24 protein-coding genes and 1 tRNA gene are annotated in these 16,670 nt (G+C 61.4%); 12 read left to right on the top strand and 13 right to left on the bottom strand.

All coding sequences use genetic code 11. The features are described 5' to 3' along the window. Positions 1-149: 149 nt before the first annotated feature. The gene (locus tag ABE464_RS10720; RefSeq protein WP_346471918.1) at positions 150-596 is read right to left on the bottom strand and encodes a hypothetical protein; all 447 of its coding nucleotides are present in this window, start codon (positions 594-596) and stop codon (positions 150-152) included. 73 nt (positions 597-669) lie between these two features. Here ABE464_RS10720 and ABE464_RS10715 point away from each other — a divergent pair, with 73 nt between their 5' ends. Further along, positions 670-1,374, top strand: coding sequence for a helix-turn-helix transcriptional regulator (locus tag ABE464_RS10715; RefSeq protein WP_346471917.1), 705 nt, complete (start codon positions 670-672; stop codon positions 1,372-1,374). A 60-nt stretch (positions 1,375-1,434) separates the two neighbouring features. Here the strand turns inward: ABE464_RS10715 and ABE464_RS10710 are convergent, their stop codons facing one another. Beyond that, complete coding sequence (locus ABE464_RS10710) at positions 1,435-1,932, bottom strand: hypothetical protein (protein WP_346471916.1); 498 nt, start codon at positions 1,930-1,932, stop codon at positions 1,435-1,437. Between the two features lie 16 nt (positions 1,933-1,948). Continuing rightward, entirely contained in the window at positions 1,949-2,605 is a 657-nt protein-coding gene (locus ABE464_RS10705) for a hypothetical protein (protein WP_346471915.1), read from the bottom strand. 403 nt (positions 2,606-3,008) lie between these two features. Here ABE464_RS10705 and ABE464_RS10700 point away from each other — a divergent pair, with 403 nt between their 5' ends. From ABE464_RS10700 to ABE464_RS10650, 11 genes are read left to right on the top strand one after another with little or no spacing between them, the layout of a single operon-like run. Further along, positions 3,009-3,206 carry a hypothetical protein gene (locus ABE464_RS10700; protein WP_346471914.1) on the top strand — a complete coding sequence of 66 codons (198 nt, stop codon included), beginning with the start codon at positions 3,009-3,011 and terminating at the stop codon, positions 3,204-3,206. Beyond that, entirely contained in the window at positions 3,203-3,391 is a 189-nt protein-coding gene (locus ABE464_RS10695; RefSeq protein ID WP_346471913.1) for a hypothetical protein, read from the top strand. Before ABE464_RS10700 ends, ABE464_RS10695 begins: the two co-directional genes overlap by 4 nt. After that, a complete protein-coding gene (locus ABE464_RS10690) occupies positions 3,388-3,522 on the top strand; it encodes a hypothetical protein (RefSeq protein WP_346471912.1) in 135 nt (44 codons plus the stop codon). The genes ABE464_RS10695 and ABE464_RS10690 overlap by 4 nt, the downstream gene beginning before the upstream one ends. After that, complete coding sequence (locus ABE464_RS10685; protein ID WP_346471911.1) at positions 3,510-3,692, top strand: hypothetical protein; 183 nt, start codon at positions 3,510-3,512, stop codon at positions 3,690-3,692. Before ABE464_RS10690 ends, ABE464_RS10685 begins: the two co-directional genes overlap by 13 nt. Then, positions 3,685-4,227: a hypothetical protein gene (locus tag ABE464_RS10680; protein WP_346471910.1), complete on the top strand. Its 543-nt coding sequence runs from the start codon at positions 3,685-3,687 to the stop codon at positions 4,225-4,227. Before ABE464_RS10685 ends, ABE464_RS10680 begins: the two co-directional genes overlap by 8 nt. After that, positions 4,224-5,255 carry a hypothetical protein gene (locus tag ABE464_RS10675; RefSeq protein WP_346471909.1) on the top strand — a complete coding sequence of 344 codons (1,032 nt, stop codon included), beginning with the start codon at positions 4,224-4,226 and terminating at the stop codon, positions 5,253-5,255. Before ABE464_RS10680 ends, ABE464_RS10675 begins: the two co-directional genes overlap by 4 nt. 8 nt (positions 5,256-5,263) lie before the next feature. After that, the gene (locus ABE464_RS10670; RefSeq protein WP_346471908.1) at positions 5,264-5,812 is read left to right on the top strand and encodes a class I SAM-dependent methyltransferase; all 549 of its coding nucleotides are present in this window, start codon (positions 5,264-5,266) and stop codon (positions 5,810-5,812) included. Next, positions 5,812-6,393, top strand: coding sequence for a hypothetical protein (locus ABE464_RS10665; protein WP_346471907.1), 582 nt, complete (start codon positions 5,812-5,814; stop codon positions 6,391-6,393). Before ABE464_RS10670 ends, ABE464_RS10665 begins: the two co-directional genes overlap by 1 nt. Further along, entirely contained in the window at positions 6,390-6,680 is a 291-nt protein-coding gene (locus ABE464_RS10660) for a hypothetical protein (RefSeq protein WP_346471906.1), read from the top strand. Before ABE464_RS10665 ends, ABE464_RS10660 begins: the two co-directional genes overlap by 4 nt. Continuing rightward, on the top strand, positions 6,671-6,868 hold the full coding sequence (locus tag ABE464_RS10655; protein WP_319624149.1) for a hypothetical protein: 198 nt from the start codon (positions 6,671-6,673) through the stop codon (positions 6,866-6,868). The genes ABE464_RS10660 and ABE464_RS10655 overlap by 10 nt, the downstream gene beginning before the upstream one ends. A gap of 5 nt (positions 6,869-6,873) precedes the next feature. Continuing rightward, positions 6,874-8,094: a tyrosine-type recombinase/integrase gene (locus ABE464_RS10650; protein ID WP_346471905.1), complete on the top strand. Its 1,221-nt coding sequence runs from the start codon at positions 6,874-6,876 to the stop codon at positions 8,092-8,094. A 792-nt stretch (positions 8,095-8,886) separates the two neighbouring features. Here ABE464_RS10650 and ABE464_RS10645 read toward each other — a convergent pair. The 10 genes from ABE464_RS10645 to infC form a co-directional block, all read right to left on the bottom strand. Continuing rightward, positions 8,887-9,438 carry a hypothetical protein gene (locus ABE464_RS10645; protein WP_346471904.1) on the bottom strand — a complete coding sequence of 184 codons (552 nt, stop codon included), beginning with the start codon at positions 9,436-9,438 and terminating at the stop codon, positions 8,887-8,889. A 14-nt stretch (positions 9,439-9,452) separates the two neighbouring features. Then, a complete protein-coding gene (locus ABE464_RS10640) occupies positions 9,453-10,427 on the bottom strand; it encodes a hypothetical protein (RefSeq protein ID WP_346471903.1) in 975 nt (324 codons plus the stop codon). 249 nt (positions 10,428-10,676) lie between these two features. Next, positions 10,677-10,753 (bottom strand) — tRNA-Pro (locus tag ABE464_RS10635). A gap of 67 nt (positions 10,754-10,820) precedes the next feature. Continuing rightward, positions 10,821-11,177: a MerR family transcriptional regulator gene (locus tag ABE464_RS10630; protein WP_019182707.1), complete on the bottom strand. Its 357-nt coding sequence runs from the start codon at positions 11,175-11,177 to the stop codon at positions 10,821-10,823. Continuing rightward, positions 11,158-11,457 (bottom strand): integration host factor subunit alpha, encoded by a 300-nt coding sequence (locus tag ABE464_RS10625; RefSeq protein WP_005410432.1) that lies wholly within the window; start codon positions 11,455-11,457, stop codon positions 11,158-11,160. The genes ABE464_RS10630 and ABE464_RS10625 overlap by 20 nt, the downstream gene beginning before the upstream one ends. Before the next feature lie 26 nt (positions 11,458-11,483). After that, positions 11,484-13,865 carry a phenylalanine--tRNA ligase subunit beta gene (pheT, locus tag ABE464_RS10620; protein WP_346471902.1) on the bottom strand — a complete coding sequence of 794 codons (2,382 nt, stop codon included), beginning with the start codon at positions 13,863-13,865 and terminating at the stop codon, positions 11,484-11,486. A gap of 90 nt (positions 13,866-13,955) precedes the next feature. Continuing rightward, on the bottom strand, positions 13,956-14,951 hold the full coding sequence (locus tag ABE464_RS10615) for a phenylalanine--tRNA ligase subunit alpha (protein ID WP_346471901.1): 996 nt from the start codon (positions 14,949-14,951) through the stop codon (positions 13,956-13,958). Between the two features lie 195 nt (positions 14,952-15,146). After that, on the bottom strand, positions 15,147-15,506 hold the full coding sequence (gene rplT / locus ABE464_RS10610) for a 50S ribosomal protein L20 (RefSeq protein ID WP_017355264.1): 360 nt from the start codon (positions 15,504-15,506) through the stop codon (positions 15,147-15,149). A gap of 10 nt (positions 15,507-15,516) precedes the next feature. Beyond that, entirely contained in the window at positions 15,517-15,714 is a 198-nt protein-coding gene (gene rpmI, locus ABE464_RS10605) for a 50S ribosomal protein L35 (protein WP_017355265.1), read from the bottom strand. Positions 15,715-16,086: 372 nt separating this feature from the next. After that, the gene (infC, locus tag ABE464_RS10600; RefSeq protein ID WP_172407481.1) at positions 16,087-16,626 is read right to left on the bottom strand and encodes a translation initiation factor IF-3; all 540 of its coding nucleotides are present in this window, start codon (positions 16,624-16,626) and stop codon (positions 16,087-16,089) included. Between the last annotated feature and the right edge of the window lie 44 nt (positions 16,627-16,670).

Here is a 16,670-nt window from a genome sequence, read left to right as displayed (position 1 = left end):
GGGTGGCGCACTGCATATCAAGCGCATCGAACATCTGTCGGGCGGCAGCCTCGGCGGCACGCCTCTCACCCAGCTCCACCTGCGAAGGACGGTTGATCCAGTCCCTCAGCCACAGGCGGGGGTTCCACTTATCGGACAGCGCGCGCATCTCAGGCAGCCTCCACGTTGATGATTCGGTCAGCGTCCGGGTCGCTCGGTGCGGCCTCGGCGGCCGGCGGCTCTTCCTGCACGCCCAGCAGCTTCAGCACCTGGGGCAGAGCCGGGACGCCCTGCTCTTCCGGCCAGGCCTCGACCTCGGCCACCGGCAGCCTCAGCACCTTGGCCAAGTGCGCATCGGTCTTGAACCCGAACTTCGAGCGCAGCGCCCGCTTGCTCATTCGGGTATCGACGAGGGCCGCGACGGCCTGCCGACCAGACTTGATCTGCATGGCTTCGAAGGCCTCCGGACGCAGCAAGGCCAAAAACTGCCGGCGAGCCGACGGGATGCCGCTGGAGCGCCATTCGCTGACGGAGGGCGGCTTGATCTGGCAGATGCGCGCAACTTCTGTAGTTCCGCCGAGGCGGTCGATGATTTCGGAGTCGGTGGGCTTGTCCATGCAGCAAAGATTAGGACTAGCTAATCATCAAGTCAATAGCCAGTCCTAACCCAACTATCGTTAGCCTTGCCTAATGAGCACACTCGCCGAAAGATTGACCATCGCTATCGCGAACGCAGGAATCACCAAGGCCGAATTGGCCCGACGCGTTGGGATCAGCGCGCCCAGCGTGAACGGATGGTTCACTGGGAAAGCAAAGTTCCTTCGGGGAGAGAACCTTCTCGCGGCGGCCAGGGCTCTGTCAGTAGACGAGGACTGGTTAGCCACAGGAAAAGGCTCTTCCGTTCGGGGCTTCCATGTCGCCGAGCAAGCTCCTGAGTACCATGTCTCACCAGTCTTAGAGACTGAGACCCGGCCGGGCTATGTTCGCTTCGACGTTTTCGAAGGGGGCGCAGGGATGGGTGCAGGATTGGTGAACCAGGACTACCCCGAGGTGGTACATACGATCGAGGTGGCCGAGTGGGAGGTTCGCCGGAAGCTGGGATACCTGCCAAAGCCTGGGCGGATCCAACTGATCACGGGCCGTGGCCCGTCGATGAAGCCAAAGCTGGAAGATGGCGACATCATCTGGATCGACACGAGCTGCAACTACTTTGACGGCGACGATTACTACCTGATCAACATAGGCGGCGAGACCCAGATCAAGATGCTGCAGAAGCGCGGTGACGGATTGTACGTGGTCAGCATCAACCCAGATTTTCCCACCTTCAGGTCCGACGAAGGGGACGTGAGCATCTTGGGGAAGGCCCTGATCCATGCAGGACTAAGGCGATTCTAATAATCCCACGCTACACGGCATACACAAAAAACCCCGCACAAAGCGGGGTTTTTTCTGACGTTAAGCAACTTTTCCAGCAGACAAATCCCCGCCTAAGAACCTCTTGGCTTCATCTGCCATCCACTCCATCAACTCCCTATCTGCAGGGGTCTTCATTGCCATCACATCATGCGCTTCTGGCTCAGGCAGCACGTAGAGCCAAAGATGGTTGTTATAACGATCACTGGCATACATCAAGACGCAGTCGCTGGTCTTACGAGTGCCGTTGTCGTGGTAATACATCCACTGCTCATTCGCTGCATCGTCAAACGGCGGCAAGTGAACATGGCGCAGTGCATACGCTATGCCGTCAACCAAGGGTGTGCGATTACCACCATCCTTGCCGAAGTAACGACTCTCGAACTCGCGACAATTCGGGCCGCCCGTCCAGCCACCCAAGTCCCCTCTTCGAGGATCCCAGGTCTCCTTCCACCACTTGAACTCTTCGATCAACTCGGCAAGAACGAACTGAGCATTCTCTACCGATTCTTCAAGCAACTCTGAAATGAAAATTTGCATCCATGCACCCTTAGCGTCAGCGAGATCGAATCAACCTCACACGAGCTAAGGCGCTTTCCCTGTTGAACGTCTTCTTAGACGTTAGCGCTCTCACCGCGTCGTACTTGGCAACACCGCTCGCGCCCTCTTCGAAAGCGCGCGAAGCGAGGGACACAGCAGACTTTCCGGACGCGCGACGAACGCGCTGATCATGCCTTTCAGTGGAACCTATGAGCGCACGGGCTGCATCCGCCAAATTCTTAAGCGATCCTATGACATCCATCAGCGCTGCCTCCAAACATTGCTTACTAGCATTGTTCACGTCCACGATGCTGGGGACAGTGCCCAAGGTCTTGGTCAGCTGGGACTCGTATTCCAAGCCAACCTCGACAACGGAGTCCAAAGCCAAGATCGCCTTGCAATCAAGGTCAACAGGTTCACACGCAGTCGCAGACTTCTCGTCAAGCGTCGTAGCAACGCCGACCATGACAGCGCACATACCGCGAAGGCGATCGCGAAACAGCACAAGCTGTGTTAGCAGAGGCTCGACATGGCTGTCAGCAGCTTCGCAGCTACTGGTCTGAATTGTTACAGCCGCATTCTTAAATTCCTGCTTCACGTAAGCAGCGACGCTGCCGACCAAGTCGACATCCCGGATCTCGGGAACTTCATCCATTAAACGGAGGGCGTGCATTACGCATCCTTAGTTGGGTCACTTCTTGTGACCCTTGTGGCCTCGACCCCCAACTGCTCGTATCAGCCAAGCCAGGGTTCGACGATATTAACGATGAAACGGGGGTATCACAACTGCGGTACGCATCAACGGTTGACCGATGCTCAGGTTGGTTTCATCGGCTACGTAACCCTTGCTTGCAGTATCGGTCAGCCCTGCGGAAAGTTGAGTGAACCCTTGTGGCGCAAGGGTTTCACTGATGGCGTCCCTCCCGCAAATCAGGGTTTCAATGATCTGAGAAGCTCCTCGTCCATTTGCGGGGCTCAAAATATTAGCCACTCCTATTGACTGCGGCGTTAGCTTCTCCTAACCTAACTTCGGCGCCCCCAGTAACAGTCCATCCGGGCCGGGGCACGGAGACTTCATGGCCACCCTCACCCTCAGCAGCTCGACCGGGCCTGTCCGGTTCGAAGCGCAGCCCATCTCCAACAAGGTCGCGATGCACGTCGGTGCCGCCGGCCGCGTCTACCTGACAGCCGACGAAGCCGACACCGCCGCCGCTGAGCTGCAGCGCGCGGCGGCCGAGCTCCGCCAAGCGAACACCGGCGAGGTCGCCGCATGAGCGTCACGACCGCCGAGCAGTTCTACCGCGCCCAGTCCGTCCGCCGGCAGGCCATCGCATGCGGCTGGGATTCCCGCGCCGCTGTCGGCCAGCTGGTCCGCGCAGGGTATTCGAAGGAAGTCCAGAACCGCATGGCAGCGCGCGCCCTCGCCGCCCGTCCTGCGCCGGGAGGCGATGCAGCATGAGCGGGATCGACTTCGCCTTCGGTCTGATCGTCGGCTTCACCGCCGGTGCCATCGCGGCCACCGCCTGGCTGCAGCGCCGCCACGACGAGCACTTCGCCGCCCTGATGGAGCAGATCCGATGCGCGGGGTGATGCGCCACTGGCGCGCGGGCGGGCTGGCACTGCTGGGCGCCCTGCTCGCGACCGTTGCCTTCGCCATGGCCTGGGCCGGCATCGAAGACACCGGCGTCTACCTGCTCATGGGCGCCCTGCTCTGCGCCACCCAGGTGCCCGACGCGTGGAGGCGCGGCCGCGATGGCTGATCCACTCAACGTCGCCTCCTGCGTGCGCGCCATGCGCCGGGCTGGCGCCACCGGGGAGCCAGTGCCCGCAGAGATGGCAGCTACGTGGGCAAAGGTGTTCATGGAGCAGCTGTATGGCATGCAGAAGCCGGTGCGCTACGAATGCCGGCTGCGCGGCAGCAGAGAGCCATGGGAAGAGGCCAAGCTCGATGACGTGGCCAACCCGCGTCGCCGGGGCCTTGTGATCCGCGCGCTCTACCTGCACCCGCCGGTCGCCAAGCAGCAGCACCGCTGGCCGACGGACAGCAACGGCGACGGCCACTGCCTGGACTGCCACGAAGCCAAGTGGCTCGCAGCGGCGGAGTGCAGGCCGCACGCCCCGCTCCGCGACCACCGCTCCGACATGCCGTTCCGCATCACCTGGCTGCTACAGCCGCTCGAAAAGCTCCTTTATCTGACCAAGTTTCTCAACCCGTTTGATCGCGCCAAGTGGCGCAAAGAAACCACCTACCTCATCGACCGCATCAAAGACCACGAGAAGGGAAGCCAGCCATGACGACCGATAAAAACAACAGCCCGTTGTCTGCGCCCATCGACGTTACCGACCCGTGGCGCGGCCTCTACCAGGCGTCGCGCCTGGCTGCCCCCACGGAGTATGGCGACATCGCTCACCCGGATATCCCGTGCTGGCCTGATGATCGCGAAGATGCGCTGGACAAGCTGGTTCACGCTCAGGGCTTTGACTTCCAGATCGTTGCCGGCGAGTTCACCGAGGCGGCTCTAGAGGAAGGAGACGAACTGTACTGGGCGGAAATGCGCGCCTGGAACCCGGAAGCGCCCGAGGGCGAGTGGCGCCTGGCATGGAAGGGCGACACCGAAGATGGCCCCTATGCGTGGTTCGTCCGGCCAATGGCGCTGCGTCCTGACCCGGTCGCCCTCGCCACAACTGGCAAGCAGCAGGTCGGTGAGGCGGTGAACATGGCAACGCTGGATCAGATTCTTTTCGACCCGGAGAACCAGCCCAGCCAGGTCGGAACGGTGCCAACGGGGCTGCTGGAACACTGCGAGGAAATGATCTCGGATTTGGTTCACCAGTTCGGCGACCGTGGGTGCACCTGCACGTTTCCGGAAGATGACTGCTGCGCCTATGCCCGGGCCGAACATTATGCTCGTAACCCTAAGCTCGTCCAGCAGCCCGCGCAGGGCATCGATCTGGGGCAGCAGCAAGACGCCGCACGCTGGCGCGCCATCGCGCCCCACCTGTCGGTTGAATGGGATGAAGACGATCAGCTGAAGCGCTGGACGTGGCTCGACTTCAAGGGCGACGCCCCAACCATTCCTAGCCCCACACGTCAGGAATACACCAGCGTGGACGAAGCCGTGGACGCCCTGATCAGACAGCGCGCCGCAGCAGCGGGGGCCGAGTCGCGGGCCGATCACCTGCTGGATAGGCGCAACCGGCTGATGAACAGCTACGGCAACGGTGATCGTGAGGATGCCGCTATTGATGCGCAGATCGCCCAGGTGGACGCCGAGCTCGCCGTAATCGACAGGCGCAATGCAGCGCCGGGGGTGGGGTCGTGACCTTGCCCATGGTGCTGGACCCCTGCTGCGGCACCCGAATGATGTGGTTCGACCCGGCCGATCAGCGCGGCCTATTCGGCGACCAACGGCACGAGACCATCACGGTGATCGACCGCACGCACCGCGCTGATGGAACCCGCGTGCTGTCCATCCATCCGGATTGCCTCATGGACTTCCGGGCGCTGCCTTTCGCAGACGAGTCGTTCCCGCTGGTCGTGTTCGATCCGCCCCACCTGGTGCGCGCCGGCAAGGAAAGCTGGCTGGCCGCCAAGTACGGCAAGCTCGGTGCCAACTGGCGCGACGACCTTCGCGCAGGCTTTGCCGAGTGCTTCCGTGTGCTCCGCCCAGAGGGTGTGCTGGTCTTCAAATGGTCGGAGGTGCAGGTGGCCACTCGTGACGTGCTGGCCCTGACCGACCGCCGGCCGTTGTTCGGGCATCCCTCGGGCAAGCGGGCGGGCACCCACTGGATCACCTTCATGAAGGAATCAGTGCCCACCACCCTGGCCACCGTCAAGCCGCCGCGTAACCGGCGCACCAGGCTGCGGGAGGACGGCTGATGCGAGTCCTCGTTGCTTGCGAGTACAGCGGCGCGGTCCGTGACCAGTTCATCGGGGGGGGGCATGAAGCCATGAGCTGCGACCTGCTCCCTACCGACGTCCCGGGGCCGCACTACGAGGGCGACGTGCGTGATGTCTTGGACTATCCGTGGGACCTGATGATTGCGCACCCGCCCTGCACACACCTGTCCGTCAGCGGCGCTCGGCACTTTGAGGCCAAGCGCATGGATGGTCGGCAGCAGTCCGCCGTGTCGTTCTTCATGATGCTGGCCAAGGCCGATATCCCGATGACCGCCATCGAGAACCCGATCTGCATCATGTCGTCTCTGTGGCGGCGACCGGATCAGACCATCCAACCGTGGCAGTTCGGACACGGCGAAACAAAGGCGACCTGCCTCTGGCTGAAGGGGCTTCCGCTGCTCCGCCCCACGAACATTGTTGACGGCCGCGAGCATCGCATCCACCGCATGCAGCCCGGACCTCACCGCTGGAAAGAACGAAGCAAGACCTTCCCTGGCATCGCCGCAGCAATGGCGGACCAGTGGGGCCAGATTCTCAACCTCCGCAGGAGCGCAGCATGACCCAGCGACACATCAGCCACCCCGAGTCGCTGCCGGCCTGCACCGCTGGTCACAGCGCACGCCACATCCACGATCTGCGCAGCATCGCCGCAGGCGGTGGACACTTCGTGGAGTGCCGATGCAAGGCCACTCCGCGCCACGCGGATGCAGAGGCCGCGATCGACGACTGGGACCGCATAAACAAGCGCCGTCGCCGGCGGTCGCCCACGGCACCGACGAACGTCGTGCAGCTTCCCCTTCAACTGGCCGCGGCGAACGCCGCGAGCAGGAGGCAAACATGCGCCTGATCACCGCACAGATTTGGCTGGAGAGGTACTTCGAAGAGGGTAGCCGCCCGGCAGATTTAACCCTGCAGCGCTGGCTGCGCTCCGGCAAGATCCCCGGCAAGAAGGTCGGGGGCTCTTGGTACGTTGACGAACATGCGTGGCTGGCCGAGGGCGATGACCTCGTCGAGCGCGTGCTGAAGGCAGGTTGATACGAATGGCACCGCGACCACGCAGCAAAAGCCGCCAAGGATGGCCGGCAAACCTCTACCCCAACCGGGAAGGATTCAAGTATCGGCACCCCGTGACAAAGCGGGAGACGTGGATGGGCACGGACAAGACACGAGCGTTTGCCGCTGCCAAGAAACTCAACGCGCTCCTCATGCCCACGAACGATCTTGTCGATCGGGTAATCGGCTCAAAGGAAACCGTAGCCGATGCGATTGCCGTCTTCCGCCGGGACGATATCCCTGGACGGAAGTGGGCGCCGAAGACGGCCGAGGTGTACGAAAGCGTGATCCGGCGAATTGAAACGGGCATCGGTGCCCGCCCGGTTGAGCAAATCACGGTAAAGGATTGCGCAGAGTTCATACGCGCTGTGACGCAATCTACGCGCTCTCGACAGCAGTTCCGGTTGGTACTGGGCTGGATCCTCGCATGCGCGATCGAGGAGGGCTGGATGGATAGCAACCCGGCCCTGGCGACCCGCAAGTTCACTCACGAGCGCCAACGCGATCGACTGAGCGTCGACACATATCTAGCAATTCGAGCAGTAGCAACTCCATGGCTACAGCATGCGATGGACCTATCCTTGATGACGCTGCTCCGGCGGGAAGACATCGTGAACCTTCGATACTGCGATATCCGCGATGGCGCCATCTGGGTGATCCCAACCAAAACAGAGCGTACCAGCGGCATACGAATCAGAATCAGCATGACACCGTCGCTCGAGGAGCTGATCGGTCGCACGAAAGACTCCGTCTCGTCTCCGTATGTAGTGCATCGATTGCCGGAGAAGGCTAGGCCGGCAAACATGCGCGCGAAGGAACGAAGTCACCATACCCAAGTCTTACCAGAACAGCTAACCCGGGCCTTTCAGGACGCGCGCATGGCCAGCGGTCTCGTCAGCTGCAATCCGCCCAGCTTTCACGAAATCCGCAGCCTCGGCGCGGCACTACTCCAGCAGTCTGGTCGATCGATAGTGGAGGTACAAGCTCTTCTCGGACATACCGACGAGGAGACGACCAAGATATATCTCGACGGGCACGAACCGGTCTGGACTAGTGCAACTTCAGGAACGGCAATCGACGGAGTTTTCGGGGTCAGTGCTCGCTCTGGCACTCCGACTGCTACTACAGAGAAGAGCAAGTCGAAAGCGCCAACCGCCGAGCAATCTCTGCCCGGATCAAAGAATAGTCCCCTCCGAGAGTCCCCATAAGACGGTGCACCACTCTATGACAATTTGCGCACAGCATGACAAAGTCCTGGACTGAGACTTCCACCAATCCCTCACGGGCTCCCAGCGGAACCACGTGATGCGCCTCAATATAGTCGACGCCATATTGCTCATCGAACGACATGCAGCAAATTTCACAGCACCATGAGTGAAGCTTCTTTGCCGCCTTTACCGCGGCTCCACTTCGCTCTATCAACAGATGTGTCCTCAGAGTCCGCGCGCCCTCAGCGAACAGGCCAGTCATCTCGTGCGATTCACTTGAGGTGAGATTTAGGCGAGGTGCTAGAAGAACGGAAGTGGCATCGCACTGCCGGACGTCGTATTCGCCGAAAAACTCCCAACCATCGGAGTGGTCTACAAGCAGCAGCACTGGATATCCCACTTCCGGCTGACGTATGAGAGCTTGATTTGCCCGCTCACCCCTCCTCACGACGCCATTCGTCGCCTTCAAGGCGTACCGGAAAAGCCCCCCGACCTTCTCTGACCATCCATTGTCCGCATAGGAATTACTCTTCGCCTTAACAATGGCACAGCGAAAATTGTCACCTTCACCAACCCAGTGAATTCCCTGCTGTGGTGTATTGTTGATGGCCCATTCCCGACCTTCCCACGATTCACTTCCGAGCACTTTCGATCTTACGACCAAGTTGTAGAGCTCACGCTTTGAAATTAGAGCCCCCACATCCATCAAGAATAAATCGCTCGGCCTCATTCACCCCCCTCTATTATCGATTCACATCAAAACGAAATACCAAGGGAACGCGCGAGTACGCCTTACTTTGACGCTTCAAAGAGAACGAACACCCTCTTAATAATCATCATGATTGTCAGCGACACATTAATCCAGATGAAGGCATTCCAAGCGTACGCAGCACTCTCGATCACATCTACGCCAACAGCATCCTCGCGCATCGAGAACAGCAGAAGACTAATAAGCGAGCCGATACAGAGAAGGACAGTGAATGAAATGTTTGCCACCGACTCATCTATTACTTCGCACCGGAGACTCAGGTGTCCGAGTCTCTTTTCGTCCAATGGCTTCTGGCCGTTCAACTTATCCATGTCGTCTGATGCTTTGCTGCGCAAGTCAAACATGAGAACCAAAAGGTTCAAGAGCAGACCAAGAAGGATCGCTGACGCGTTAATCAGCGCCGATATCAGGCTCGACCCGAAAGGCATGCGGGCGTAGAAAACCAGGCATGCAATCGCTAGCGGGCAAATAAAGAACACCGTCAAGTCGACGATACTCAGTCTATCTTCTCCATGGTGGCGAATAGTACCGAAGTGGGCAGACACGATCGCCCAAACATTGATCTTTCCGCTCATATCCTCTCCATGGGCTAATTTGCCTTGATGAGATCGTCTATCAAGTCCGTCGCGTAGCCTGAGATCGAACTCCGTACGGGCATACCGTTGACGAATTTTACCTCAGGGTCCTGGATGTAGAATTTGGCCTTGGGTGTCTTCGTGCCTTCCAGCGAGATGGTTCGTGTCCGGCCGTCAAATGCAACTTCTGCCTTCACATCTGTGCAGTTCGCATCAGAGATAGCCACCAGCTGATCGCGCTTCTTGCCAACGCCCATGAGCGACTTGAGCTTGCCAAAGCCCCCCTCTTTTTTGAGGACTAGAATTTTCTCAACATCCCCATCCATCAGGATGTCGGCGACGTCAGGGCCTGCTTGGACTTCAAATGCAGAGACCTTGATCGATTTAACGTCAGCTTCCTTCAAGTACTTCTTCATGGCCAGTGACGAGCACAATGGTTTCATTTTCAATGCGCAGCCCGAGAGCGTGGTATTGACATGGAGACCCAAGTTGTCAGCGAACCAGCTTTTGACATTCATGTTGCCAATGGAATGAAAAATTACATACCCACACTTCCGGCCTGCCGGGATGCGCAAATGGACGTAGTACTCAACCACGTCACTTTCTTCTGATTGTTTTTTGTGCGTCGAGACTAAGCTCTTTGAGCTAATGATGTCGCTTGGAATACCGAACGTACCTTGGCCCACATAGCAAGAAATTTCTCGTGTCGCCTTGTTGGTCGTTATCGCACTGACTTTTACCAAGCGATTGGAGTTATTTACAATAAATTGCTTGTGCGTTGCAGAGTGAAGGCCAAGAAATTTCCCTATTACATCGAACAGATCGTGGGCAACCCCCTTGATGGTGATCTTATCGAGGACAGCGAGCTGGTCGCCCTTGAGTGCAGTGTTCCTGACCTGAATTTCGAACGCAGAAACTGAGTGTGATGTCATCTTGTGTTCCCCCTGTATGTTGCCCGCCGACTTGTCGCTGACATGCTCCAAGTTCACGCGACACTAACGGGGCATGATGCCACTCAGGGACGATTTGCACTGTAGGGATTCCCCTACCGTATGCTCCGCCTTTCGCTGGGGAAACCGCGTCAAGTGGATCAGCCGAGGAGCCGTACGCGCCTCGGGTGCGACTGTGGTCAGAACTCCTCGGCCTCACGCAATGGGTGGGCATAGGGTGGCAATAGGGTGTAGAACGAAAAAAGGCTCACGCATGTCTGCGTAAGCCTTTGATCTTTTTGACAACATTGGTCGGGACGGCCGGATTTGAACCGACGACCCTCTGCCCCCCAGGCAGATGCGCTACCAGGCTGCGCTACGCCCCGATGATGCTGGCAATGTCCCCGCCTCTCAGCGGGCCGACGAGTATAACGGGTTTGCGTGAAAAATGGTTCAGCGGCGCAGCAATTGCAGCACTTCTTCCAGTTCCATCCGCGTCTGCTTGATGATCTGGTTGCTCAGCGCCGATTCCTCGCGCGCATCGGCACCTTCCAGGCGCAGGCGCGCGCCGCCGATGGTGTAGCCCTGCTCATAGAGCAGGCCGCGGATCTGGCGGACCATCAGCACGTCGTGGCGCTGGTAGTAGCGACGGTTGCCGCGGCGCTTGGCCGGCTCGAGACTGGGAAACTCGGTTTCCCAGTAACGCAGCACGTGCGGCTTGACGTCGCACAGTTCGCTGACCTCACCGATGGTGAAGTAGCGCTTGGCCGGTATCGGCGGAAGTTCTCGGTTACTGCCCGGATCCAGCATATGCCTCTACCCTTTCCTTGAGCTTCTGGCCCGGACGGAAGGTGACCACCGTACGGGCGGAAATCGGAATTTCCTCACCGGTCTTGGGGTTGCGACCCGGGCGCTGGTTCTTGCGCCGCAGGTCGAAATTCCCGAAGCCGGACAGCTTCACCTGACGTCCCTGTTCCAATGCTTCACGCAGCACATCGAAGAACGCGTCGACAAATTCCTTGGCTTCGCGCTTGTTCAGACCGACTTCGTCGAACAGCTTTTCGGCCATCTCCGCCTTGGTCAATGCCATTGCCTGCTATCCCCCATGCTTCCCGCTCAACCGCGGATCCGAGCGTGATGTTCACGCTCCATGGCAGAGACCGCCTCGGCCACCACCGCATCCACGTCGCGGTCCGTCAGAGTGCGCGACTTGTCCTGCAAAATCAAGCCCATAGCGAGACTCTTGAACCCCGGCTCGACCCCCTGGCCGACGTAACGGTCGAACAGGGTGACCTCGCGCAGCAGCGGGCCGACGGCCCGGCGCAGGGTCGCTTCCAGGTCGGCCCAGGCCGCGGCCTCGGGCACCAGGAAGGCCAGATCGCGGCGCATCGACGGGAAGCGCGACAGCTCGGTCGCGCGCGGCAGCGCGCGGGCGGCCAACGGGGCCAGGTCCAGCTCGAAGGCGAACACGTCCACGTCGATGTCCATGGCCTTGGCCAGGCGCGGGTGGATCTGGCCGATCCAGCCCAGGCTGACACCGTCACGGGAGACCTCGGCCGACCGTGCGGGGTGGCCATACGGACGCTGCGACGGCGTGAACACCAGCTCGGCGCCACTGGCTGCGGCCAGCGATTCCAGGTCGCCCTTGAGGTCGTGGAAATCGACCTTGCGGGTCGGCAGACCCCACTGCTGGGTGTCGGCATCGCCACAGATCGCCGCGGCTACGCGCTGGGTTTCCAGCGGCGCGGGCTGGCCTTCGCCGGCCTGCTGATGGAACACGCGGCCCAGTTCGAACAGGCGCACGCGGCCCAGCTGGCGGGCGGCATTGCGGCCCAGGGTGGCGACCAGGCCCGGCAGCAGCGACGGGCGCATCACCGCCAGTTCGGCCGACAGCGGATTGGCCAGCGCGACCAGGCCCTCGCCCAGCTGCCACTGCGCAAGCAGCGCGGCATCGACGAAGGCGTAGTTGATGGTTTCCTGCAGATCGCGGGCGACCAGCTGGCGCCGGACGCTCAGATCGTCCAGACGGGTCTCGGTCGGCATCGCCACGCGCGAGGCACCGCCCGGCAGCGTGGTCGGGATCTGCTCGTAGCCGTGGATACGGGCCAGCTCTTCGATCAGGTCTTCTTCGATGGCGATATCGAAACGGCGGCTCGGCGCGGTGACCTGCCAGCCATCAGCGGTCGGGGCCACGTCCATGCCCAGCGCGCGCAAAATGCGCTCGACATCGGCATCGGCGATCTGGATGCCCAGCACGCGCGCGATACGGGCGCGGCGCAGACCGATGGTGGCGGTCGCCGGCAGGTCCGCTTCGCGCACCGCCTCGGTGACGGGCGCAGGGGTCCCGCCGGCCAGATCCAGGATCAGGCGGGTGGCGTACTCGATCGCCGCGCGCGGCAGCACAGGGCCGACACCGCGCTCGAAGCGGTGGCCGGCATCGGTGTGCAGGCCCAGCTTGCGGCCACGGCCCATGATCGCGGCGGGCGCGAAGTGCGCGGCCTCCAGGAATACGTTGGTGGTGTCGTCGGTGACCCGCGTATCGAAGCCGCCCATCAGGCCGGCCAGCGCGATCGGGCGGTCCGCATCGGTGACCAGCAGGAAGCTGTCGTCCAGCGCCGCGTCGCGGCCGTCGAGCAGCTTCAGGGTTTCACCCGCGCGAGAACGGCGCACGCCGATGCTGCCCTGCAGGGTGCCCAGATCGAAGGCATGCATCGGCTGGCCGAGTTCCAGCATCACGTACTGGGTGACGTCCACCAGCAGCGAGACCGGGCGCACGCCACTGCGGCGCAGGCGCTCAGCCATCCACAACGGGGTGGCGGCGCGGGCGTTGACGCCCTCGATCACACGACCGACGTAGCGCGGGGCCTCGGCGCCAGCGTCCAGCTGGACCGTCAGCTCACGCGTGCCCACGGCGGCGACCGGCGCGGCGTCGAACGGCACGACTTCACTGGCGCACGCGGCGGCCACGTCGAAGGCGATGCCGCGGATGCTGAAGCAGTCGGCGCGGTTCGGGGTCAGCTTGATCTCGATGCTGGCGTCGGGCAGGCCGAGATACTCGACCAGGGTCTGGCCGACCGGCGCATCGTCCGGCAGTTCGAACAGCCCGGACGCATCGGTGTCCAGGCCCAGTTCCTTGGCCGAGCACAGCATGCCGTTGGACTCCACGCCACGCAGCTTGGCCGGCTTGATCTTCAGATCGCCGATCTGCGCGCCGACCATCGCCAGCGGTGCGACCAGGCCCGGGCGCGCGTTCGGCGCGCCACAGACGATCTGCAGGTGCTCGCCCTGCCCCGCATCGACCTGGCAGATCTGCAGGCGGTCAGCTTCGGGATGGCGTTCGGCGGAGATGATCTTCGCCACGACAACATGCTGCAGGCCATCACCCAGCGCATCGACCTCTTCCACTTCCAGACCGATGGCGGTCAGCACCGCGCTGAGTTCATCGCGCGAAACGGTGGTCGGGACGTGGCTGCGCAGCCAGTTTTCAGAGAATTTCATGGTGTCACCCTGGTGGACCCGGCGCAGGCGCCTGGGCCGTGATGAATGGTGGTGCGACGTAGCGCCGGGGGCTGCCCGGCGGTTCCGCTGTTACGCAAACTGCTTCAGGAACCGCACGTCGTTTTCGAAGAATGCGCGCAGGTCGTTGACGCCGTAACGCAGCATCGCAAAGCGCTCCACGCCCAGGCCGAAGGCGAAGCCGGTGTAGCGCTCCGGATCGATGCCAACGCTGCGCAGCACGTTCGGGTGGACCATGCCGCAGCCGAGCACTTCCAGCCAGCGGGTGCTGCCATCCGGCTGCTGCCAGGCGATGTCCACTTCCGCGCCCGGTTCCACGAAGGGGAAGTAGCTGGGACGGAAGCGCATCTCGAAATCGCGCTCGAAGAACGCGCGCACGAACTCGGACAGCGTGCCCTTCAGATCGGCGAACGTGGAGTGCTCGTCGACCAGCAGGCCTTCGACCTGGTGGAACATCGGCGAATGGGTCTGGTCGCTGTCGCTGCGGTACACCTTGCCGGCCGCGATCATGCGCAGCGGCGGCGCGTGCTCGCCCATGTAGCGCACCTGCACACCGGAGGTATGCGTGCGCAGCAGGCGGCCATCGCCGAAATAGAAGGTGTCGTGCATCGCGCGCGCCGGGTGGTGCGGCGGGAAGTTCAGCGCTTCGAAGTTGTGCCAGTCATCTTCGATTTCCGGCCCTTCGGAGAGCTCGTAACCGAGGCGGCCGAAGATCTCGGTGATGCGCTCCAGGGTACGGGTCACCGGATGCAGGCCACCGCGCTCATCGCGACGGCCCGGCAGGGTGATATCGATCGCTTCGGCGGCCAGGCGCGCGTCCAGCGCAGCGTCTTCCAGCACGGTCTTGCGATCACCCAGCGAGCTGGTCAGCGCGTCACGGGCACGGTTGATGGCTTCGCCGGCGGCTTTGCGCTCGTCGGCCGGCAGGCCACCGAGCTGCTTGAGCTGGGCGGTGATGCTGCCGTTCTTGCCCAGCAGGGCCACACGCAGGGCTTCCAGCGCGTCAGGGCTCTGGGCAGCGGCCACATCGGCCAGTGCCTGCGTGGTCAGGGATTGGATGTCACTCATGGATAGCCGGAGCCTCGCGTCGGTATGCCATCGCGATGCGCGTCGGGCCGACCCCCGTCGCCACCGCTGTCGATCAATGGCACCGGGAGGGCCACCGCCAACACAAAAAAGAATGGGGAAGGACTTGCGCCCTTCCCCATGCATTTGCCTTACCCACAGCCGTTGCGCGTGAACGGCAACGGCAGGGGAATGGACTTATGCCGCCAGTGCGCCCTTGGCCTTTTCGGCCAGTGCAGCAAAACCAGCTGCGTCGTGCACGGCGATGTCAGCCAGAACCTTACGGTCCAGGGTGATGCCGGACTTGAGCAGGCCGTTCATGAAACGGCTGTAGCTCAGGCCGTTGATGCGGGCAGCCGCGTTGATGCGGGTGATCCACAGCGAACGGAAATTACGCTTCTTCTGCTTACGACCGATGTAGGCGTACTGCTGTGCCTTGATCACGGCCTGCTTGGCAACGCGGAAGACCTTGCGGCGAGCGTTGTAGTAACCCTTCGCCAGGGTCAGAATTTTCTTGTGGCGGCGACGCGCCTGTACGCCACGCTTTACTCGTGCCATGGGTCAGTCCTCAGAGGTAGGGAAGCATACGGTTCAAACGGCCTGCGTCTTCTGCACGAACATGGTTCGTCTGACGCAGATTGCGCTTCCGCTTGGTCGACTTCTTCGTGAGGATGTGGCTACGGTTGGCGTGGCCAGCCTTGAACTTGCCGGACGCGGTCTTGCGGAAGCGCTTGGCCGCCGCCCGGTTGGTCTTGATCTTGGGCATTGCTATGTCCTTGATGATGTTTTGTCACTGACCAGGGCGGTGGCATTGCCACACTTTCCGTCCGTGCCCTTGCCTGCTTGTAAGCCCGGGATCCCCTATGGGAACCAGGCCGGTCCTGTTTGCCGTTGAAACAGCGTGCCTTTGTGGGGCGAGAAACCGTTCAAAACAGCACCCCCGCAAAACGGGGCCGCCCATTATGCCCGTGAATCCAGGCAGTTGCAAACGCTTGATTGGGCGGGTGTTTACCGGTGCCGGCCGGCGTGGAACGCCCAGCGGACGGGCCGCAGGAGGCTGCGGCCACGGCAAACGGCAGCAGGCGCCTGAAAAGGCGCCCGTGCCTGTTACGCGAATCGAAACAGCCGGCGGGGCCGGTTATTTCTTCTTCGGCGCGATCATCATCACCATCTGCCGGCCTTCAAGGCGCGGACGGGACTCGATCACGATGTCTTCGCCCAGATCACCTTCGATCCGGTTGGCCATCTCGCGACCCAGTTCCTGATGGCTCATTTCACGGCCACGGAAGCGGATGTTGACCTTGATCTTGTCGCCCTCTTCCAGGAAACCGCGCATCTTGCGCAGCTTGATCTGGTAATCACCTTCATCGGTGACCGGGCGGAACTTCACTTCCTTGATCTCGACCTGCTTGGTCTTCTTCTTGGCCTCGTTGGCCTTCTTCTGCGCTTCGAACTTGAACTTGCCGAAGTCCATGATCTTGCACACCGGCGGATCAGCCTGCGGCTGAATCTCGACCAGGTCCAGACCTTCGTCTTCGGCCATCGACAGCGCTTCGTCACGCGTCAACACGCCAATCATTTCTCCGTCGCTGCCGATCACGCGGACGCGCGGCACCCGGATTTCCTGATTCTTGCGGTTCTGTTTGTTGTCAGGGGTACTGATATTGCAATCTCCCAGAGGAATCAAACCGGCCCATCGCGGAACATCCGCAGGGCCGGGAC

The organism is Stenotrophomonas sp. TWI587, from assembly GCF_039674145.1.
Lineage (GTDB): Bacteria > Pseudomonadota > Gammaproteobacteria > Xanthomonadales > Xanthomonadaceae > Stenotrophomonas > Stenotrophomonas maltophilia_AY.
Note: the sequence above shows the minus strand (reverse complement) of the source record. Positions and strands in the feature narration are given on the sequence as shown.

Bases quoted from the DNA above. Each gene is read 5' to 3' on its own strand.
- ABE464_RS10705 (WP_346471915.1), bottom strand. From the start codon at position 2,605: ATGCACGCCCTCCGTTTAATGGATGAAGTTCCCGAGATCCGGGATGTC.
- ABE464_RS10685 (WP_346471911.1), top strand. From the start codon at position 3,510: ATGCGCGGGGTGATGCGCCACTGGCGCGCGGGCGGGCTGGCACTGCTG.
- rplT (WP_017355264.1), bottom strand. From the start codon at position 15,506: ATGGCACGAGTAAAGCGTGGCGTACAGGCGCGTCGCCGCCACAAGAAA.
- ABE464_RS10715 (WP_346471917.1), top strand. From the start codon at position 670: ATGAGCACACTCGCCGAAAGATTGACCATCGCTATCGCGAACGCAGGA.
- ABE464_RS10670 (WP_346471908.1), top strand. From the start codon at position 5,264: ATGGTGCTGGACCCCTGCTGCGGCACCCGAATGATGTGGTTCGACCCG.
- ABE464_RS10700 (WP_346471914.1), top strand. From the start codon at position 3,009: ATGGCCACCCTCACCCTCAGCAGCTCGACCGGGCCTGTCCGGTTCGAA.
- ABE464_RS10680 (WP_346471910.1), top strand. From the start codon at position 3,685: ATGGCTGATCCACTCAACGTCGCCTCCTGCGTGCGCGCCATGCGCCGG.
- ABE464_RS10625 (WP_005410432.1), bottom strand. From the start codon at position 11,457: ATGGCATTGACCAAGGCGGAGATGGCCGAAAAGCTGTTCGACGAAGTC.
- rpmI (WP_017355265.1), bottom strand. From the start codon at position 15,714: ATGCCCAAGATCAAGACCAACCGGGCGGCGGCCAAGCGCTTCCGCAAG.
- ABE464_RS10645 (WP_346471904.1), bottom strand. From the start codon at position 9,438: ATGAGCGGAAAGATCAATGTTTGGGCGATCGTGTCTGCCCACTTCGGT.
- ABE464_RS10615 (WP_346471901.1), bottom strand. From the start codon at position 14,951: ATGAGTGACATCCAATCCCTGACCACGCAGGCACTGGCCGATGTGGCC.
- pheT (WP_346471902.1), bottom strand. From the start codon at position 13,865: ATGAAATTCTCTGAAAACTGGCTGCGCAGCCACGTCCCGACCACCGTT.
- ABE464_RS10630 (WP_019182707.1), bottom strand. From the start codon at position 11,177: ATGCTGGATCCGGGCAGTAACCGAGAACTTCCGCCGATACCGGCCAAG.
- ABE464_RS10660 (WP_346471906.1), top strand. From the start codon at position 6,390: ATGACCCAGCGACACATCAGCCACCCCGAGTCGCTGCCGGCCTGCACC.
- ABE464_RS10710 (WP_346471916.1), bottom strand. From the start codon at position 1,932: ATGCAAATTTTCATTTCAGAGTTGCTTGAAGAATCGGTAGAGAATGCT.
- ABE464_RS10650 (WP_346471905.1), top strand. From the start codon at position 6,874: ATGGCACCGCGACCACGCAGCAAAAGCCGCCAAGGATGGCCGGCAAAC.
- ABE464_RS10655 (WP_319624149.1), top strand. From the start codon at position 6,671: ATGCGCCTGATCACCGCACAGATTTGGCTGGAGAGGTACTTCGAAGAG.
- ABE464_RS10665 (WP_346471907.1), top strand. From the start codon at position 5,812: ATGCGAGTCCTCGTTGCTTGCGAGTACAGCGGCGCGGTCCGTGACCAG.
- ABE464_RS10690 (WP_346471912.1), top strand. From the start codon at position 3,388: ATGAGCGGGATCGACTTCGCCTTCGGTCTGATCGTCGGCTTCACCGCC.
- ABE464_RS10720 (WP_346471918.1), bottom strand. From the start codon at position 596: ATGGACAAGCCCACCGACTCCGAAATCATCGACCGCCTCGGCGGAACT.
- ABE464_RS10695 (WP_346471913.1), top strand. From the start codon at position 3,203: ATGAGCGTCACGACCGCCGAGCAGTTCTACCGCGCCCAGTCCGTCCGC.
- ABE464_RS10675 (WP_346471909.1), top strand. From the start codon at position 4,224: ATGACGACCGATAAAAACAACAGCCCGTTGTCTGCGCCCATCGACGTT.